Here is a 14,943-nt window from a genome sequence, read left to right as displayed (position 1 = left end):
TTCAAACCTCCTTTCCGGCAAACCGTATGTCGCTTGCGATTTCATTTCCCCATACGTCCCAACCGGGGGTATGCTGCCTTGCGAACAGTTCAATACGCGGTAGGTCGCCCATAAGGGCAAGTATCTTTTCCCGCGTTATATCCGGCTTTTTGCTGTGCTGCTCGACGGGGGAAATAATAAATTGATGTACCTTGTTTGATTGCCGCTTCGGGTGTCCTTTGGTAGCAAGCAAGCAGATTTCCGCATTTCCTCGCGTCCAAAAGCCCAAGCCATAAAACCAAGTGGGCGATTTCCGATTTTGCTTTAACCATACAAAGGCAACGGATTTATAGATAAAGCCCCAAGCCTTGATTAACTGCAACGCTTCTTTAAGCTGCGGGAACGTCGCCCATAGGAATAAAATACAGTCCTTGTCCGCAATTTCCTTGATAGGTAAAGCGCATAGTTCCTCAATGCTCATAGTGGGATAGTGCTTTTCCGCTGCTCCCTGTACCTTGCTTCGTTCATACCGCCACGGGGGATCTGCGTAAATGATTTTATATTTTTTCATTCCCGCCCCCTTAATGCGCCGAAAAGACGCTCTTTGCAAGGCTTCCCGTCTTGAAAAGCGTAAAGCACAAGAGGACGGTATAGCCCATGCAAGACCAGATCGCGCCGGATATATCGTCGGTTGCTGCGATTGTCTGTATCAAAACCGCGTAAATGCCGACGCACACAAGGATTAAAAACGCTTGGAAACCGAGGGCAAGCAAGGATTTCAAATAGTTCTGTCCCATGCCGCCCCATTCGTGATTTACCATTGTCGCAACGGGGATAGGGGCGATACTCGTTACAAGGTATATTTCAATCATGCGCCCGTACACCACAAGCATAATGCAGATAGAGAGGGCTTTCATGGTAAGCCCTACAAAGAGGGATTGAAACCATAGCCCCAAAAGCCCGCCGACGCTCATAGCGTCCAGCTTTGCTTCTATGTCGGTGATAACGGTTGCAATATCTATGCTGGTGTCGGATATGATAACGCCCGCGCTGTCGTTGACGACGCTCTGCGTAATATCGAAAACACCCATGACGATGTTCCAAGTATTTGTTACCAGCAGCACCGCGACAAAGGTTTTGAAAATCCACTTGAAAAATATCCAAGTGTCGAGATCGTGCAGATTGTTTTTTTCAATTACAAGCTGGATTAGTTCGTAGCACATGACAAAGGTAATGATAACGCCCGCAATCGGTACAATGACGTTTTCCGAAAGGCTGCGTATCATGTTGAATATGCCCGCGTTCCACCCGGCGGGGGTCGTGCCGACTTGTGTTGCGATTTCTCCAACCTCTGTATTTACGCTGTCAAACAAGCCGGAAAGGTTCGATAAAATCCCGTCTGTCAAAATGCCGCGAAACCAATCTTCAATCATCTGCCATATCAAAAGTTAATCCCTCCTTTCCCGCGCCCTCCCGTTTCCGAGAGGGCGCGGCGGGTGGTATTTGTTTTAGGCATTATCCAAAAAGTTGAGAAAGCAGGGGAACAAGGGTGCCGCCGATCAAAGCGACGCCGCCGCCCGCCATGAGCTGTTTCATACCAAAATAGGTGTAAAACTCTGCTCGATGGCGGGCGGCGGCGTGTCAAGAAATTTATGGAATTTTTTTAGAACCGCCCCGGCGGGAACAGGTCAGGCCGTGACCTGTTCCACCTCCGGGATGGGTTTGAGATTAAAATGAATTTCAATAGAAATGTGTCGTGTCTTATCGCTGTCGATGTGTTCATGGACAACGATTTCTTTAATCAGACGGTTGAGGGTGGCAGCGTCCAGCTCCGTGATGTCGGCGTATTCCTGAATGGCGTCCACCCATTGCTTGGCGTCCACGGCAAGGCGGATTTCATCAGCCAGCTTCCTGCGCCCCTGTTCAACCCGTTCCTTTAGTTCAGCCTGTTCCTTCTGCGTCTTATCCAGAATGAGATTGAAGTTTGCTTCGCTGATACGTCCGGCAACCATGTCCTCATAGAGCCGCAGCACCATTTTTTCCAGTACCTCAATCCGTTCCTCGTGCTTCGTCAGGGAACGCTCCAACGCTTCCCGCTGGCCTTTCTGCTCGGCTTCACAGGTGTTGGTAAGCCGTCCGGCAACAGCTTCCCCGTCCATCAGGGCGGCCTTCGCACATTCCCGGATTTTGTTCAGCACAAGGCGGTAAAGGGTTTCGTACTCCACACGGTGCTGGGTACAGTGCTGTTTCCCATAGGCATTATAGGTCTTACAGGAATAAATCTGCTTCGGGTGCTTGTCGTTGGTGTAGCGGATAGTCAGTGATTTCCCACACTCGCCACATTTGAGAAGCCCCGCAAACAGGCTGATTTCCCCGGTCTGGCGGGAACGCTGCCGGGATTTCAGCTTGTCCTGCACGATGTCAAAGCTCTTGCGGTCAACAATCGGCTCATGCCGTTCCTCCACCACAATCCAGTCCTGCGGCTTTTTTTCCCCGATGGTGCCGATTTTGAAGCGGTAGTCCTTCTTCTGGGAAGCGATAGCCCCGGTATAGACGGGATTCATCAGGATGTCCTTGATTACCGAAAAATCCCACATATACCGCCCGTTTACCGGGTCTTTCTTTTCCCATTTAGTGCGGACATTGCGGAAGCCCCGTTCCCGGTTCCACCATGTAGGGCAAGGCACCTTCTGTTCTTCCAGCCTGCGCCGGATAAAGTTCGGGCCGTGTCCTTCCAGCGCCCAGCGGAAGATTTGCCGGACAATGGGGGCGGTTTCCTCGTCCACCAGCAGATGGTTTTTGTCCTCCGGGTCTTTCTGATACCCGAAAGGGGCGATACAGCCGGTAAACTGGCCTTGCTGGGCTTTCAGAAGGTAAGAGGAATGTACCTTCTTGGAAATATCCTTGCTGTACATCTCGTTGAGGATGTTCTTGAACGGCGCAATGTCGTTATTCTCCCGCATGGTGTCGATACCGTCATTCATGGCGATATAGCGGACGCCGTGGCGGGGAAAGAAGTCCTCAATGAGTGTGCCGGTCTGCAAATAATTTCTGCCCAACCTCGATAAATCTTTCGTTATGACAAGGTTTATCTGCCTGCGCTCGATGGCTTTGAGCATCCGTTTCAGGTCGGGGCGCTCCATGTTCAGCCCCGTGTAGCCATCGTCCTGATAGACTGCCACAACCTCCCATCCCTGCTTTTCGCAGTATTTTTCCAGCATATCCCGCTGGTTGGCAATACTGGCGCTCTCCCCGTCAAGGTCATCGTCTTTGGAAAGCCTGCAATAGATGGCTGCCCGGAAGCTGCCTGCCAGTATTGCGTCCATGTCTGTATATTCATATCCGTTCATCATAACCGTTTACCCGCACAATCCAGACGGAACACGGTTCTTCTGAACCTCATCCTTATTATACTCTAAATCTTGTGTTTTCGCAAGATTTTCTTTGCTGGTATTCTGCCCATATTTTTGGGCAATCAGGCTCACAAAGACGTCTGTGGCGTCCAGTTCGCCGTCAAAAACTGTGGTAACATGAATCTCTGTTTTCGTTTTTGCCATAGGCAGTTATCCTCCATAATAGAATAAGCCAGACAAGGAGAAGGTCGGCAACGAAGTCCGGCAACGGGCTTCAAAAAACCTGAAAACTATCTCTGTCTGGCAGTTTGGCTCTTATTTTTATTTTCTTTTATTTTTCTGTTGTTTTGGTTGCTGATAAGGGGAAAAGCCCGCAGTTACGGGGGGTTTCCCGGCAACCGGCTCGGCAACGGGAGTGCAACAGGGTCGGCAACCGGCTGCATTTTTCAGAAGGGAAGCTCCATCTGTTCCGTGACTTCCTCAAATCCTTCCGGGATTTTTTCAGCTCCGTTGCTGATGTCCGTTGCTTTCGTTTCACGCTCCCAGCCCTTTTGCCTGCCGTATTCCGGGAACACACGGGGGTTGGAAAAGTAATTCCAGCCCGTCACGCAATGGTTCATGATGTCGTTGACTTCCCGGATTTCCCATTGCTTCGGCTCGTCAAAGGGGTGGTTCAGGGCTTCCTTGAAAAGCTGCTTGGAACACACCATGCCGCCGGTATAGCGGTCAAGGTATGCCTGTATCATCCCGGCCTTGGTGTCCTCCGGCATGAAATCCCGCTGGTGTTCTTTGAGATAGCGCACCATTTCCGGGCTGAAAGACAGCTTAAAATCCCCGCTGCGGTAAACCGTCATGGCTTCTGCCCAGACCTGTGCAAGATAGGCTCTGGAAGCGGCTTCGTCCTCCAAAATGTGAACCTCGGCCTGTTCCGGGTACACCATGACCGGCAGGAAGCGCCGGTTGCCGGAACGGTCAAGGGGCAGGAAGTCAAGGGCATTGGAAGTGCCGCCGAACACACATTGCCGCAGCCTGTCCTCCGGGTGGGTTTCGTATGGGATTTTATAGACCTCCTTCTGTCGGCTTAAAAATGACTTGATTTCCTCAATGCTCTTGGCATTGGCGGTGGCAATCATCTCCGACATCTCGATAATCCAGTGGCCTTGCAGCTTGCGGTACACGTTATCATCATCCAGCTTCCGCAAATCATCGGAAAACCACTCGTCTTTTACTGCCAGCAGCCGGAAAAAGGTGGATTTCCCGGCTCCCTGACCGCCCACCAGACAGAGCATGACTTCAAATTTACAGCCGGGGCAAAATGCCCGGTGGATGGCTCCCAGCAGGAACAGCCGCAGGGCTTCATAGGTGTACTGGTCGGTGTCGGCTCCCAGAAAGTGGCGCAGGCAATAGCGGATACGCTCCTGCCCATCCCATGAAAGGCCGTTCAGGTAGTCCCGGACGGGGTGGTAGCCGTTTTCATTGGCAACAATCCCGATGGCGGCGGTAATCTTTTTCTCACTGGTAAGCCCATAGGTTTCTTCCAGATACAGGAGCAGATAGTTCATATCCGTGTCCGTGATGGCGGTGCCGATGCGGTGGTAGCCGATGGGCTTTACAATGTCCACTCGCTCGGTCAGCAGATTTTTTGCGATTGCCCCGGAAAGCAGCGGGTCATTCTGAAAGACGGTCAGGCAGTTGCGGATACTGTTGCGGACGCTGCCTTTCTCGGTGCTTTCCAGCATGGCCTTTACTTCCTCAATGCTCCGGGGCGGGGCTGCTTCTTGTATGGTCTGTTCTGCGGCCTGCCGTATCTTGGGCGGCAAGCTCTGCCATTCGTCTTTCAAGATTGCTCACTTCCTTTCCATAGTCAACGATAAGGACTGCCCGTTCCTCCATATCCGGGGAGAGCAGCACATCCAGCAGATATTCCACATGGGATTGCTTCTGCAAGGCTTCCACAAAAAGCGGGTGCCATGCTTCTTCCGGCATCTTAGGGGCATAGTCCCGTTTCCAGCGGCGCAGAAGATGGTAATAATCGGACAGCACCCGGAAGCAGTAACGCTCCATGCGGCAAAACCGCTGTTCCGGGGTTTCCTGCCGGGGTTTGGGTTTTCTCCTGCCGGGTGGTTCCCTGTCCTCATAGGGGATGGAGAACTCCTGCGCCAGCATGAGGGCGGCTTCCTTCGGACTGACAGCTTCCAGACGGGAAACAAAGTCAATCACATCCCCGTCTGCCTGACAGCCGAAACAGTGAAAGCGCCGGTCAACCTTCATGCTGGGGTTTTTATCAGCATGGAAGGGGCAGACACACATCCCGTTTCGTCCCACCCGGATTCCAAAATGCTCCGCAGCCTGCCGGGTGGTAACAGACTGCTTGACAGCTTTAAATACATTCAAATAAATCCTCCTGAAAATAAGAAAAGCGCCTGTCATTCTCGAAAAAGAAAATAGCAAGCGCCTATTAAAGTTCCATATCCTGTTTTTTCTCTGTGCGGGGCTGCTTCCGTTTCTCGGCCTGTTCTTCCCGGATACGCTGCGTCCGGCCTTTGACTGCCTGCTGGATGGACGGTTTCTTTCCCGGCTCGGCGGTCTGGCGGTACTGTTCAGACGGAAGAACCTGATTGAGCCAGTGACGCACATCCCGGAGAATCTTCACATCCTCCTGTAATGCGGACAACCGTTCCTTATATCCGGCAACTTCTCCGGCAAGCTGTGTCTGTTCCTCATTCAGCTTTTTAATGCTGTACTTCTTCTCCTTCAAATGCACCTTGAAATAACGGATAGCGGCATTATAGGCGTCCAGCTCGTCCCGATGGGCGGCGGCAAACTGTTCCCGTGGCTTCTTAAACCGGATGGCAGCATACTCCACATGAACCGGCTTATGGGCTTCAAAGTTGGCGATATGGGAAAGCAGGGTGTTGATTTCTTTCATACGCTGTTCTTTCGGCTTCATCTCTGCCCGGATGGAAACGGCCTGCCCGCTGACGGTATCCAGATAAGCGTCCAAACTCTGCACAGTGGACAGCTCCTTTTCCCGCAGATAGCGGATAGCTTCCATAACCTTGTTGAAATCGGCAACGCTGCCTGTAAGCTGGCCTTTGCTTGTCCAGCCTGTACGTTCCTCCCGGCGCAAATCCAGATATTTCCCCAGCAGCTCCGGCAGGGTGGGTTCCTTCGATTCCTGCAAGGCTTCCAGCAGGGCGGCTTTTTTCTCCTTCAGGTCTGCAATCCAGCCTTTCAGGTGGCGTACCATCTGCCGGATAGATTGCATAAGGGAATTGGCGGCTTTGATGTCCCGGTTCAAGTTGCCGATGTTGGTCTGTATCCCTCGTTTCTCCATCTGGCTGACTGCTGGCCCCATATGGACGGTGGGGATTTTATCAAGCCCCTGCCGTTCATAGGAACGAAGGTCAAGGCGCTCCGGGCGTCCGTTGGCTTCCAGATAGCGGTTAGCGGTAGCCGCCCAGCCCTGCCGCCAGATCTCTCCGTACTTCTGGTCGTTCCAGTCCACGGTATCCTCCTTGTGGCTTTTCCAGCTCCCGGACGGGAGCCGGATACGCTCGCCGTTCTCGTCAAGGTCATAAACCTTCCGGCTCTTGGGAAGCCATTTCCCGTTTTCGTCCATTGCCCGCATGGTCAGCAGGATGTGGGCGTGGGGATTCCCATTCCCTTTGTCGTGGATGGCAAAATCGGCAATCATGCCTTTAGAAACAAAAAACTCCCGGCAGTAGTCCCGGATAAGGTCGGCGTGCTGTTCCGGGGGGATTTCCCTCGGTATGGCAAGCACGATTCTCCGGGCAAGCTGGGAGTTCCATTGCTTCTCGATAGCTTCGGCGGCGTTCCACAAAGTATTGCGGTCTGCATACGCTGGTGGGGCGTGGGGCGGCAGCATGATTTCTGTATGGACAATCTCGCTTTTATGGGAATAGTATTTCTGCTTCTGGTCGTACTCGGAAAACAGCCGTTCCCCACTCTGGTAGGCGGCAGACGCAACGGCTGACTGGTGGTTGCTGCGCTGGATTATTTTTATATCATGGTGTGGACAGGGCATAGCGTTCCTCCTTCCTGTGGTTGATTTTGGGCAAAAGAAAAGCAGGAAACCGTTTCTGATTTCCTGCTTAGTGGTGTCGCTGGTAGGCGATTAGTATTCAGTTTTGAAGATTCGGGTCAGGTTGGCTCGATGATGGAAAGCTGTCTAATAGCTTAAAAGTTTTTGTTCGCAAATTTACTTGTAATTCCAGTTTCTGTTTTATAAAATCCAAAAATCAGAAAAATAATTCCAACAACTACTCCTGCAAATACGGTAGTCTGTGTAGAAATATTAAGAAGAAGTAAGGATATACACAAAACGATTTCTACCAAACCTAATGTTTTGCCAATACCAATAAAAATATTAGGTGCTATGCTTTGTGCATAATCCCAATGCTCTTGTGACTTCCGAGATGTAGGCGTATTGTATCCGTTACCGGATGTCATATCTTTTACCGGGTGCTTCTTTAAGATATATCCTACAAAAACCATAACAAAGGGTATGATGAAATTCAAAGCAATCAATCCATACATAAAACCATCTCCTTAGATAGTGTTCGTCATTAGCTTTATTATACTACGGGCAGTCCTGTTTTGGAATAGATAAATTGTAAACTTGCTGGACGGGAACAGCTTGCAGCGCAAGGTGTTCCCGGGCGGCAAGTCCACAAAGGGGTAGCTGGCGCAGCCAGCGCAGGGGAAGTGTAGCGTCCCCTGTGATGATTGGAAGCAGCCGCAACGGTGCTGAAAATCATCCGCTTTCCGCAGGAAGCCCCCGGCAGGGCGCAACGCACCGGCTTGACCGGTGTATAGTTGCGCCCTTACTCCGTAAGGGATTCCCCGGCTACCCGCCCTTTCACGCTTTCTGCAACTATTTCCTTCATGCCACTTTGAGAAAATGCCTGTTTCAGAATGTCCATCACATCCTCGTCTGTCAGCACTTCCGGCCTTAAAAGGAAACTTTCCAGCATAGCTCCTCTGGTACAGAGCCGGTGCGTCCGTTCCTTCCGGGTAAGCTGCTTCACCTGGTGTTCCAGTATTTTTTCTTCATGCTGCGCCCGCCGCAGTCTGGCTTCGCCTTTGGCAATCTCCTGATTCAGCTTTTCCAGCTTCTCATTTATCATGGCAGCCCTCCTTTGGGAAGCAGCGTGTAAATGCGGTTTGGTTCTCCCACACCCCGGCGCACCCGCAGGATAAGCCCGATGTCCTCCAATTCTTTCAGGGAACGCTTCACAGTGACGGGGCTGCGGGAGAGGGCTGCCGCTAATTCCATGATAGGAAAACGGACAAACAAAATGCCGTTGCTATCCTCTATCCCTGCCGTAAGGGTGGTGTTCAGCAGACGGGCATACATGACTTTTGCTGTGCTGCTGATCGGCAGCCGAAGCATTGCGGCGGGTAGCGGCATACAAGGCGGCAGAACCGTGTCTGCGCTCATAAATTCAAATTCCATTTAACTGATTTTCTCCTTTCGCTTGGCTCGTTTTGACAGGTAATGGGGGCAGTCTATCACGACAGCCCGGAAACTCTGCTTGCACTTATGCTGGCACTTCCGGCACAGGTCGTTGTAGGCCACACGCCCCCGGTCATTGAGGAAGAAGGAAAGCTCCAACTTCCGTTTCTTGCTCATTCTCGGCATAGTGCCTCCTATCATAGAAAATCCGCCCATTTCAGCCGTAACAACGGGAACAGGCGGATAAAGGTTTTTGGTGTCATGTTTCGGGGCGATTTTCAAGGAAAATACGGCCATAGAGCCGCTTTGAAATGCCCCATAGTATTACGGACGGGGCAGACTACACCCCGCCGATTTGTCGTGTTTGGGTAGCGTTTTGGTATCAGTTCTGCCGGGTTGTCCTGCTGTCGTTCCTGCCCCTGAATCTCACAGCGGCGTTTCGTTCCCGTTGGTACGCTCGCTGCGGTCAAGGTTCCTCCATTTCCTTGCCGCAGGTCGTTGCGCTACATCGCCGGGGAGCATATCCCATCAGGCCGGTCATTCGATTGGAAATAATCCATCGATGAACTGACTTAATCATAGCTCATTTTTGAACCCTTTCCCGTATGTCCATAAAATAGGAAAACCGCCCCAAAATCGAAAAATTCCACGATTTCGGAACGGTATATGGTAAAATAAAAACAGACGAACCCAGAACCCTTGATTTTTCAGGGGTTCGGGGTTTTCTTGTTACTAATGTGTGCATAGTTCAGCGTTCAGCGGCCTAAAATGTTCACCGGTTTGAACCCTATGGAATCAGTTCCACGGTGGCCTTCAGTTCGTCCAAAGTCTTGTGATTATAGACCCGGTTTCCCGTGTCCTTGGACACATGACCCATGAGCAAATCAATACATTTCCGGTTGGCCCCGGCGCTATCCAATTTGGTTTCAAAGGTGTGGCGGCATTCGTGCGGGGTATGGTTCAGCTTCAGGGCCTTCATAATATCCGCCCAAAATATCCGGTATTGGGTTTGATTGCAAATCTTCCCATTGTAGCTGATCAGCCGGGGGCCACCTTCGGCAAGCCGCCGTTCAATCAAGGGCCTGATCTTTGGATGGATGGGAACAATGCGGTTCTTACCGGCTTTCGTTTTGGTGCCGCCCTTCATCGTGCCTTCCTTCAAGTCTATATCTTCAGGTTTCAGGTTCAAAAATTCAGAGATACGCCACCCGGAATATAGCAAGATCAAAACAGTATCAACCCAAGGATCAGACTGATGTTCCCATACCGTTTTGATTTCATCGTTGGTGAACGGAAGGCGGCTGGTGGGCGGTATTGGATCAGAAGTCAGAAGTTCGGAGAAGCACCGGTTTATTATATCCATTTCAAGGGCGAACCGGTCAAGGTGGCCCCACAGGTTCTTAATGGCCGCTTGGGTGCTATACCCTTTCCCACAACCATCAATGGTTTCTTGCATTTGGTAGGATCGCAGTTGCTTGTAAGGTTTGTTCACATACGCTGAACAATGCTTGAACGCTGAACAGAGGGAAGAACGATTGGATTCACCCAGCTTCGGGGCCTTCTTTTCTTTCCAGAGGTCAAAAAGCTGTTGAAGGGTGATCTTGGCCCGGTCAACATCCCAAGGATCACGGTTGTATTCAGCAAGCATGATGTTCCCGGCCTCACGGGTTTCAGCATAGCCAATAATGTCATAGATGGGATGGCCTTTGTCATTCCAACCTATGGTTTTCTTCACAATGTATGGGCGGCGGCGTTGGCCTGATAGCTTTGCAACCGTTCCATACCCGTTTGGATTTCGCATTATATCACCTGAACTTTCAAAATTGGGTATGGCAAAGCTAAACCCCATGTGATATAATGTTCAAAGGCGTTTGAAACATTAACTTCAAAAGGGTTTGTTTCGCCTGACCGCTTCCGGTGTGCAAGACCGGGGGCGGTCATTTTTTTTTGCATTTTGAATGGATGTTGAATGAACTAAAAGCCCGGTAAGGCAAGCGGTTTGGGATAATCCTTCAACATTCAAGATAGTGCAGATACTTCAAACATGAAAGAAAAAAAAGAGTATATAAGAAGTATGAAAAATATAACCAGAAGGGATTTGATCTTGAATGTTGAAGGATTATTCGTTCATAGCGTTTTCAAGATAATCAGCGGCTTTCAGGGGTGGGTTGGAGATGGAAACGGTAGTGTTCATCCCGTTGATGGACAAATCAACATATAAAATTGGAACGCCACCAACTTCCTTCGTTTCCTGTTTGGCAGTTGCGGCACCAACGATGGCCCCGGCTGTTCCGAATAAGGCCCCGCCAACAACGGCCCTACCAATCCCGCCTTTTGTCTTAGTAATGGTTTTCTGTCCAACCTGTTCAATCTTGAAGGCATTGATTTCAGAGAACCTGAAAACAACAGGTTCCAGCTTTGTTTTTTTACTGTTGGACAGGTAAAACATTTTCTGTTCAGGATCAATGAACAAAAAGCCGCTTGCGAAATCTGAAATGACCATTCCGGGTTTGAAGTTACGGAAACGATTGTGGTTTTCTTCCCATGCCTTTTTCACCTGTTCCACAGATGCCAAGGGGGAGCCAGTGGAAAGACGGTTGCAAGCAGGACAAATGGAACCACCATTGATTTGAATTGCCGTAAAGGAAAGTTTTTCACCGCATATCGCACAGCGTTCTTTTTTTCCAAACATGAGGTTTCCCCCTTTCAACGAATATCACTTTGGAAGGCTACGGCTTTTCCAAGAATCCTGATATGATTCAGTTCTTCGCCTGTGTAACGCATGGTTTTATACTTTGGATTTTCAGCGAACAACAACAGTTCGTTTTCTTCAGGATTATATTGAACACGCTTCAATGTGGCTTCATCACCAATCAGGACAGCGGCAATTTCACCATCATCCACCATTTCCTGTTTTCTGATGAACACAATATCCCCGTCATAGATTCTGGCCCCGATCATGGAATCACCCTTGGCCTTCAAGCAGAAATCAGCATGAATGTTTGCACCAGCTTCCACATACAGTTCCTTTTCTTCGTTGGCAAAGATAGGGGTTCCACAAGCAATGTTCCCAAGTAATGGGAACTTTCGCTTTTCAATTCTAAATAGGTTATCCAATTCAACTTCTTCTTTCCAGCCCATTAAATAGGCCGGTGTGGTGTGAAGAACTTTCGCCAAGTCTGCTATTTTATCACGGCGCATATTGGCAATAATCCCATTTTCCCATTTCCGAACGGTGCTTTTACCTACGCCAACAGCATTGCCCACCTGTTCAAGAGTAAGATTATTTTCTTCACGCAAAGTCTTGATTTTTTGGCCCATAGTCAAATCAGCCACATCAACACCCCTTTCACGGTTAGTAACAACAGTATAACCGCAATGTGTCTTTTTTGCAACCCCTAAAGCGAAAAAACAAAAAAAGTTTCTTTTAATCCACAAATGGGGTTGACAAGCGACAAGGGGTGTGATACTATGATGGTGTCCTAAAGGACACGGTAAAAGCGAATAAGACACCGAAAGGGGTATATGAGATATGAGTAAGTATTATGAAGTTCGTTTTTATACAAAGAAAGGCGGGGAACAAAGTTGGATCATCCATGTTGAAGCGAAAACCGCCAAAGAAGCCAAAGAAATTGCAATTCATAAATGGGCTTGCGATAGGCGCTTCAGCGGTATGCACCAATTTGGGATCAAGGTTCGCCTTCTTAAAGCTGATGAAGAATTTCGTTGGCATTACTTCGCAGTGATCGGAGAAGGATGTTTCAATTCTTAAAGCCGAAACGGGCCTGATGGCCCGTCCACCGGAACCGCCCCACCGGTGCTGATGATGGCAGGGCAACAGCGACAACATGAGCGCCCCCGGTTTATGGGTTCGGGTATTGGGTATCAATCCCCATGTAAAAGATATGACCGCCCGGAAATTGCTTGTTGGGGCTTTGGCTGTTCTATTTTTGAAGAAAGGATGTGAGCGAATGAACAAGGCCCGCTTGGAATATGAAATGTCTGTTCGGGGTGTCACCCGTGCCAAGCTGTGTGAAGTCCTTGGGATTTCCCGATCCGCCTTTTACCGAAAGTGTAATGGGGGTTCGGAGTTCACCCAAGGCGAGATTCAGAAGATCGTGGATTTTCTGAACCTTGAAACCCCGGTGGGAATTTTTTTTGATGCGAAAGTGTCCTAAAGGACACCGCAAGGAGTAAGAATCATGAATGAAGTCAGTTTGAAACCGGTCATTGATGAACTTGAAACCTTGTTTTCAAAGTTCAACAAAGCCTTCTTTGAAGGGAAACTGGAAAAGCCTGTGATCACCGTTTCCCCGGATCATACCCGTGGGACCTATGGGTGGTGTACCGGTTGGAAGGCGTGGCAAGACGGCACCAAGGAAGGCGGCTATTACGAAATCAACCTGTGTGCCGAATACCTGAACCGCCCCTTTGAAGAAACCTGTGGAACCTTGCTTCACGAAATGGTTCACCTTCAGAACCTTCAGGACAAAGTTCAAGACACTTCCCGTTCTGGTTCTTACCACAACCGGAAGTTCAAGGAAACTGCTGAAGCCCACGGGCTGACCGTGGAGAAAGGCGAAAAGTATGGATGGCACAAAACCACCCTAAACCCGCAAGCTGAAGCCTTTGTGAAATCCCTTGGTAAGTCCGGGTTCTGTCTGGTTCGGCCCCGTACCAATCCGCTGAAGGGTTCCCGAAAGGGGGGGGGATCAAGTTCCCGTAAGTATGTTTGCCCCTGTTGCGGAACCATCATCCGGGCCACCAAGGAAGTTCATGTTCTCTGTGGAGAATGTGAAGTGGCCTTTGAAGAACAGGAGTGATAACCAATGAATGAAATAAACCCGAAACCCGAATATTGGGTTCTATCCCTTTCGGGTGGTAAGGATTCCACCGCCCTTGGCCTTGAATGGCTGGCCCGACACAAGACCGATCCTGTCACATATCCCCTTCATGAAGTGGTGTACTGTGACACATGGATGGAGTTCCCGGCCATGATGGAGCATATCAACCAGCTTGAAAAAATCTTCATGGATGCGGGAATCAAGTTCACACGGGTTCAAAATCCAAAATCTTTTGATTGGTTTATGTTTGAATACCAACCCAAGCGCCACAACCCTGAATTGCAAGATAAAAAAGGTCAAAGCTGGCCGGGGCCGCAAGCCCGTTGGTGTACTGCTGAATTGAAAACCAGAATCATCAATAGGTATCTCGCCCATCTTCGTGAAGAATACACCGTTATTCAGTTGATTGGCCTTGCGGCTGATGAAGAATACCGGTTGGAACGGGAACACAATCAGAACCCCGAACACCGTCACCCATTGGCGGAATGGGGTTGGACGGAAGCCGATTGTTTGAAATACTGCTATTCCCACGGTTTTGATTGGGGTGGCTTGTATGAGATTTTCCACCGGGTTTCCTGTTGGTGCTGTCCGTTGCAGAGCCTTGAAGAATTACGGAACTTGCGAAAACATTTTCCCGATCTGTGGGCAAAGCTGTTGGACATGGAACACCGGACTTGGCGAACCTTCCGGGCTGATTATTCAGTTGATCAACTGGAAATCCGTTTTGCTTTTGAAGATGAACGCCTTGCCGCTGGCCTTCCGATCAACCGAACCCGTGAATTTATGACCGAACTTCGGAAGCGGCTTGCAGAAGCCGAACCACAAAAATGAAAGGAGTACGCACAATGACCACCTTTGCAGAGCGTTTGAAGAACGCCATGGAACAGGCCAATATGAGCCAATCCGCCCTGTCTGAACAGGCCGGGGCTTCCAAGGCCGCTATCAGCCAATACCTTTCCGGGAAGAACACCCCCGGCCCTGACCGTATCAAGGCCCTTGCCGATGCAACCGGCGTTTCCTTTGATTACCTGATGGGTTATGGAGCCGCCCCGGTTGCGGAACCGCCCATCAAGAAGATCAGCGTGAAGGAAGCCGCCCGGTGCATGGGCAAATCTGATCAGTTTGTCAGAATCGGCCTTCAGCGTGGCCTTCTTCCCTTCGGGAACGCTGTTCCCGGAACCGGCGCTTGCTGGAATTACTACATCAACCCCACCAAGTTCCGTGATTATGTGGGTGCTGATCAGTTCAATTCTTTCTTCGGCCTTACGGCCTGATTTTTAGAAAAGGA

At 50.0% G+C, this 14,943-nt stretch carries 19 protein-coding genes, 1 other RNA gene and 1 pseudogene; 6 read left to right on the top strand and 15 right to left on the bottom strand.

The window, feature by feature from the left end; translation table 11 throughout:
- Window position 1: 1 nt before the first annotated feature.
- The 15 genes and pseudogenes from WMO66_RS11045 to WMO66_RS10975 all read right to left on the bottom strand — a co-directional run bounded on the left by WMO66_RS11045 (window position 2) and on the right by WMO66_RS10975 (window position 12,147).
- A complete protein-coding gene (locus WMO66_RS11045; protein WP_349136513.1) occupies window positions 2-550 on the bottom strand; it encodes an MT-A70 family methyltransferase in 549 nt (182 codons plus the stop codon).
- 10 nt (window positions 551-560) lie between these two features.
- Window positions 561-1,424: a VirB6/TrbL-like conjugal transfer protein, CD1112 family gene (locus WMO66_RS11040; RefSeq protein WP_349136512.1), complete on the bottom strand. Its 864-nt coding sequence runs from the start codon at window positions 1,422-1,424 to the stop codon at window positions 561-563.
- A gap of 70 nt (window positions 1,425-1,494) precedes the next feature.
- Window positions 1,495-1,578: pseudogene (locus tag WMO66_RS11035) on the bottom strand (Maff2 family mobile element protein); the annotation flags it as partial.
- A gap of 89 nt (window positions 1,579-1,667) precedes the next feature.
- Complete coding sequence (locus WMO66_RS11030) at window positions 1,668-3,332, bottom strand: recombinase family protein (RefSeq protein WP_349136511.1); 1,665 nt, start codon at window positions 3,330-3,332, stop codon at window positions 1,668-1,670.
- A 6-nt stretch (window positions 3,333-3,338) separates the two neighbouring features.
- Complete coding sequence (locus WMO66_RS11025) at window positions 3,339-3,536, bottom strand: hypothetical protein (protein ID WP_006858666.1); 198 nt, start codon at window positions 3,534-3,536, stop codon at window positions 3,339-3,341.
- Window positions 3,537-3,778: 242 nt separating this feature from the next.
- Window positions 3,779-5,071: a virulence-associated E family protein gene (locus WMO66_RS11020; RefSeq protein ID WP_007884071.1), complete on the bottom strand. Its 1,293-nt coding sequence runs from the start codon at window positions 5,069-5,071 to the stop codon at window positions 3,779-3,781.
- 13 nt (window positions 5,072-5,084) lie between these two features.
- Window positions 5,085-5,726 (bottom strand): CHC2 zinc finger domain-containing protein, encoded by a 642-nt coding sequence (locus WMO66_RS11015; RefSeq protein WP_014081132.1) that lies wholly within the window; start codon window positions 5,724-5,726, stop codon window positions 5,085-5,087.
- 64 nt (window positions 5,727-5,790) lie between these two features.
- A complete protein-coding gene (gene mobQ, locus WMO66_RS11010; protein WP_006859284.1) occupies window positions 5,791-7,380 on the bottom strand; it encodes a MobQ family relaxase in 1,590 nt (529 codons plus the stop codon).
- Between the two features lie 152 nt (window positions 7,381-7,532).
- Entirely contained in the window at window positions 7,533-7,892 is a 360-nt protein-coding gene (locus WMO66_RS11005; protein WP_006859274.1) for an SdpI family protein, read from the bottom strand.
- Window positions 7,893-8,179: 287 nt separating this feature from the next.
- Entirely contained in the window at window positions 8,180-8,482 is a 303-nt protein-coding gene (locus tag WMO66_RS11000) for a DUF3847 domain-containing protein (RefSeq protein WP_006859273.1), read from the bottom strand.
- Window positions 8,479-8,811, bottom strand: a complete 333-nt coding sequence (locus WMO66_RS10995) for a replication initiator protein A (RefSeq protein WP_006859272.1) — start codon at window positions 8,809-8,811, stop codon at window positions 8,479-8,481. Before WMO66_RS10995 ends, WMO66_RS11000 begins: the two co-directional genes overlap by 4 nt.
- Complete coding sequence (locus tag WMO66_RS10990; RefSeq protein WP_033118356.1) at window positions 8,812-8,997, bottom strand: hypothetical protein; 186 nt, start codon at window positions 8,995-8,997, stop codon at window positions 8,812-8,814.
- 601 nt (window positions 8,998-9,598) lie between these two features.
- Window positions 9,599-10,612, bottom strand: a complete 1,014-nt coding sequence (locus tag WMO66_RS10985; RefSeq protein ID WP_349136510.1) for a tyrosine-type recombinase/integrase — start codon at window positions 10,610-10,612, stop codon at window positions 9,599-9,601.
- 318 nt (window positions 10,613-10,930) lie between these two features.
- The gene (locus WMO66_RS10980) at window positions 10,931-11,503 is read right to left on the bottom strand and encodes a hypothetical protein (protein ID WP_349136509.1); all 573 of its coding nucleotides are present in this window, start codon (window positions 11,501-11,503) and stop codon (window positions 10,931-10,933) included.
- A 14-nt stretch (window positions 11,504-11,517) separates the two neighbouring features.
- Window positions 11,518-12,147 (bottom strand): LexA family protein, encoded by a 630-nt coding sequence (locus WMO66_RS10975; RefSeq protein WP_349136508.1) that lies wholly within the window; start codon window positions 12,145-12,147, stop codon window positions 11,518-11,520.
- Between the two features lie 196 nt (window positions 12,148-12,343).
- Here WMO66_RS10975 and WMO66_RS10970 point away from each other — a divergent pair, with 196 nt between their 5' ends.
- The 6 genes from WMO66_RS10970 to WMO66_RS10945 all read left to right on the top strand — a co-directional run bounded on the left by WMO66_RS10970 (window position 12,344) and on the right by WMO66_RS10945 (window position 14,929).
- Entirely contained in the window at window positions 12,344-12,583 is a 240-nt protein-coding gene (locus WMO66_RS10970; RefSeq protein WP_349136507.1) for a hypothetical protein, read from the top strand.
- An RNA gene (locus WMO66_RS10965) (hammerhead ribozyme type II) lies at window positions 12,584-12,650 on the top strand.
- Window positions 12,651-12,782: 132 nt separating this feature from the next.
- Window positions 12,783-12,989 carry a helix-turn-helix domain-containing protein gene (locus tag WMO66_RS10960; protein ID WP_097791491.1) on the top strand — a complete coding sequence of 69 codons (207 nt, stop codon included), beginning with the start codon at window positions 12,783-12,785 and terminating at the stop codon, window positions 12,987-12,989.
- A 24-nt stretch (window positions 12,990-13,013) separates the two neighbouring features.
- The gene (locus WMO66_RS10955) at window positions 13,014-13,634 is read left to right on the top strand and encodes a SprT-like domain-containing protein (RefSeq protein WP_349136506.1); all 621 of its coding nucleotides are present in this window, start codon (window positions 13,014-13,016) and stop codon (window positions 13,632-13,634) included.
- A gap of 6 nt (window positions 13,635-13,640) precedes the next feature.
- Entirely contained in the window at window positions 13,641-14,486 is an 846-nt protein-coding gene (locus WMO66_RS10950; RefSeq protein ID WP_349136505.1) for a phosphoadenosine phosphosulfate reductase domain-containing protein, read from the top strand.
- A gap of 14 nt (window positions 14,487-14,500) precedes the next feature.
- Window positions 14,501-14,929, top strand: coding sequence for a helix-turn-helix domain-containing protein (locus WMO66_RS10945; RefSeq protein ID WP_187031804.1), 429 nt, complete (start codon window positions 14,501-14,503; stop codon window positions 14,927-14,929).
- Window positions 14,930-14,943: the final 14 nt, after the last annotated feature.

This window comes from Faecousia intestinalis (assembly GCF_040096185.1).
GTDB lineage: Bacteria > Bacillota > Clostridia > Oscillospirales > Oscillospiraceae > JAZOXB01.
This window is presented reverse-complemented; position numbering and strand designations above follow the sequence as displayed.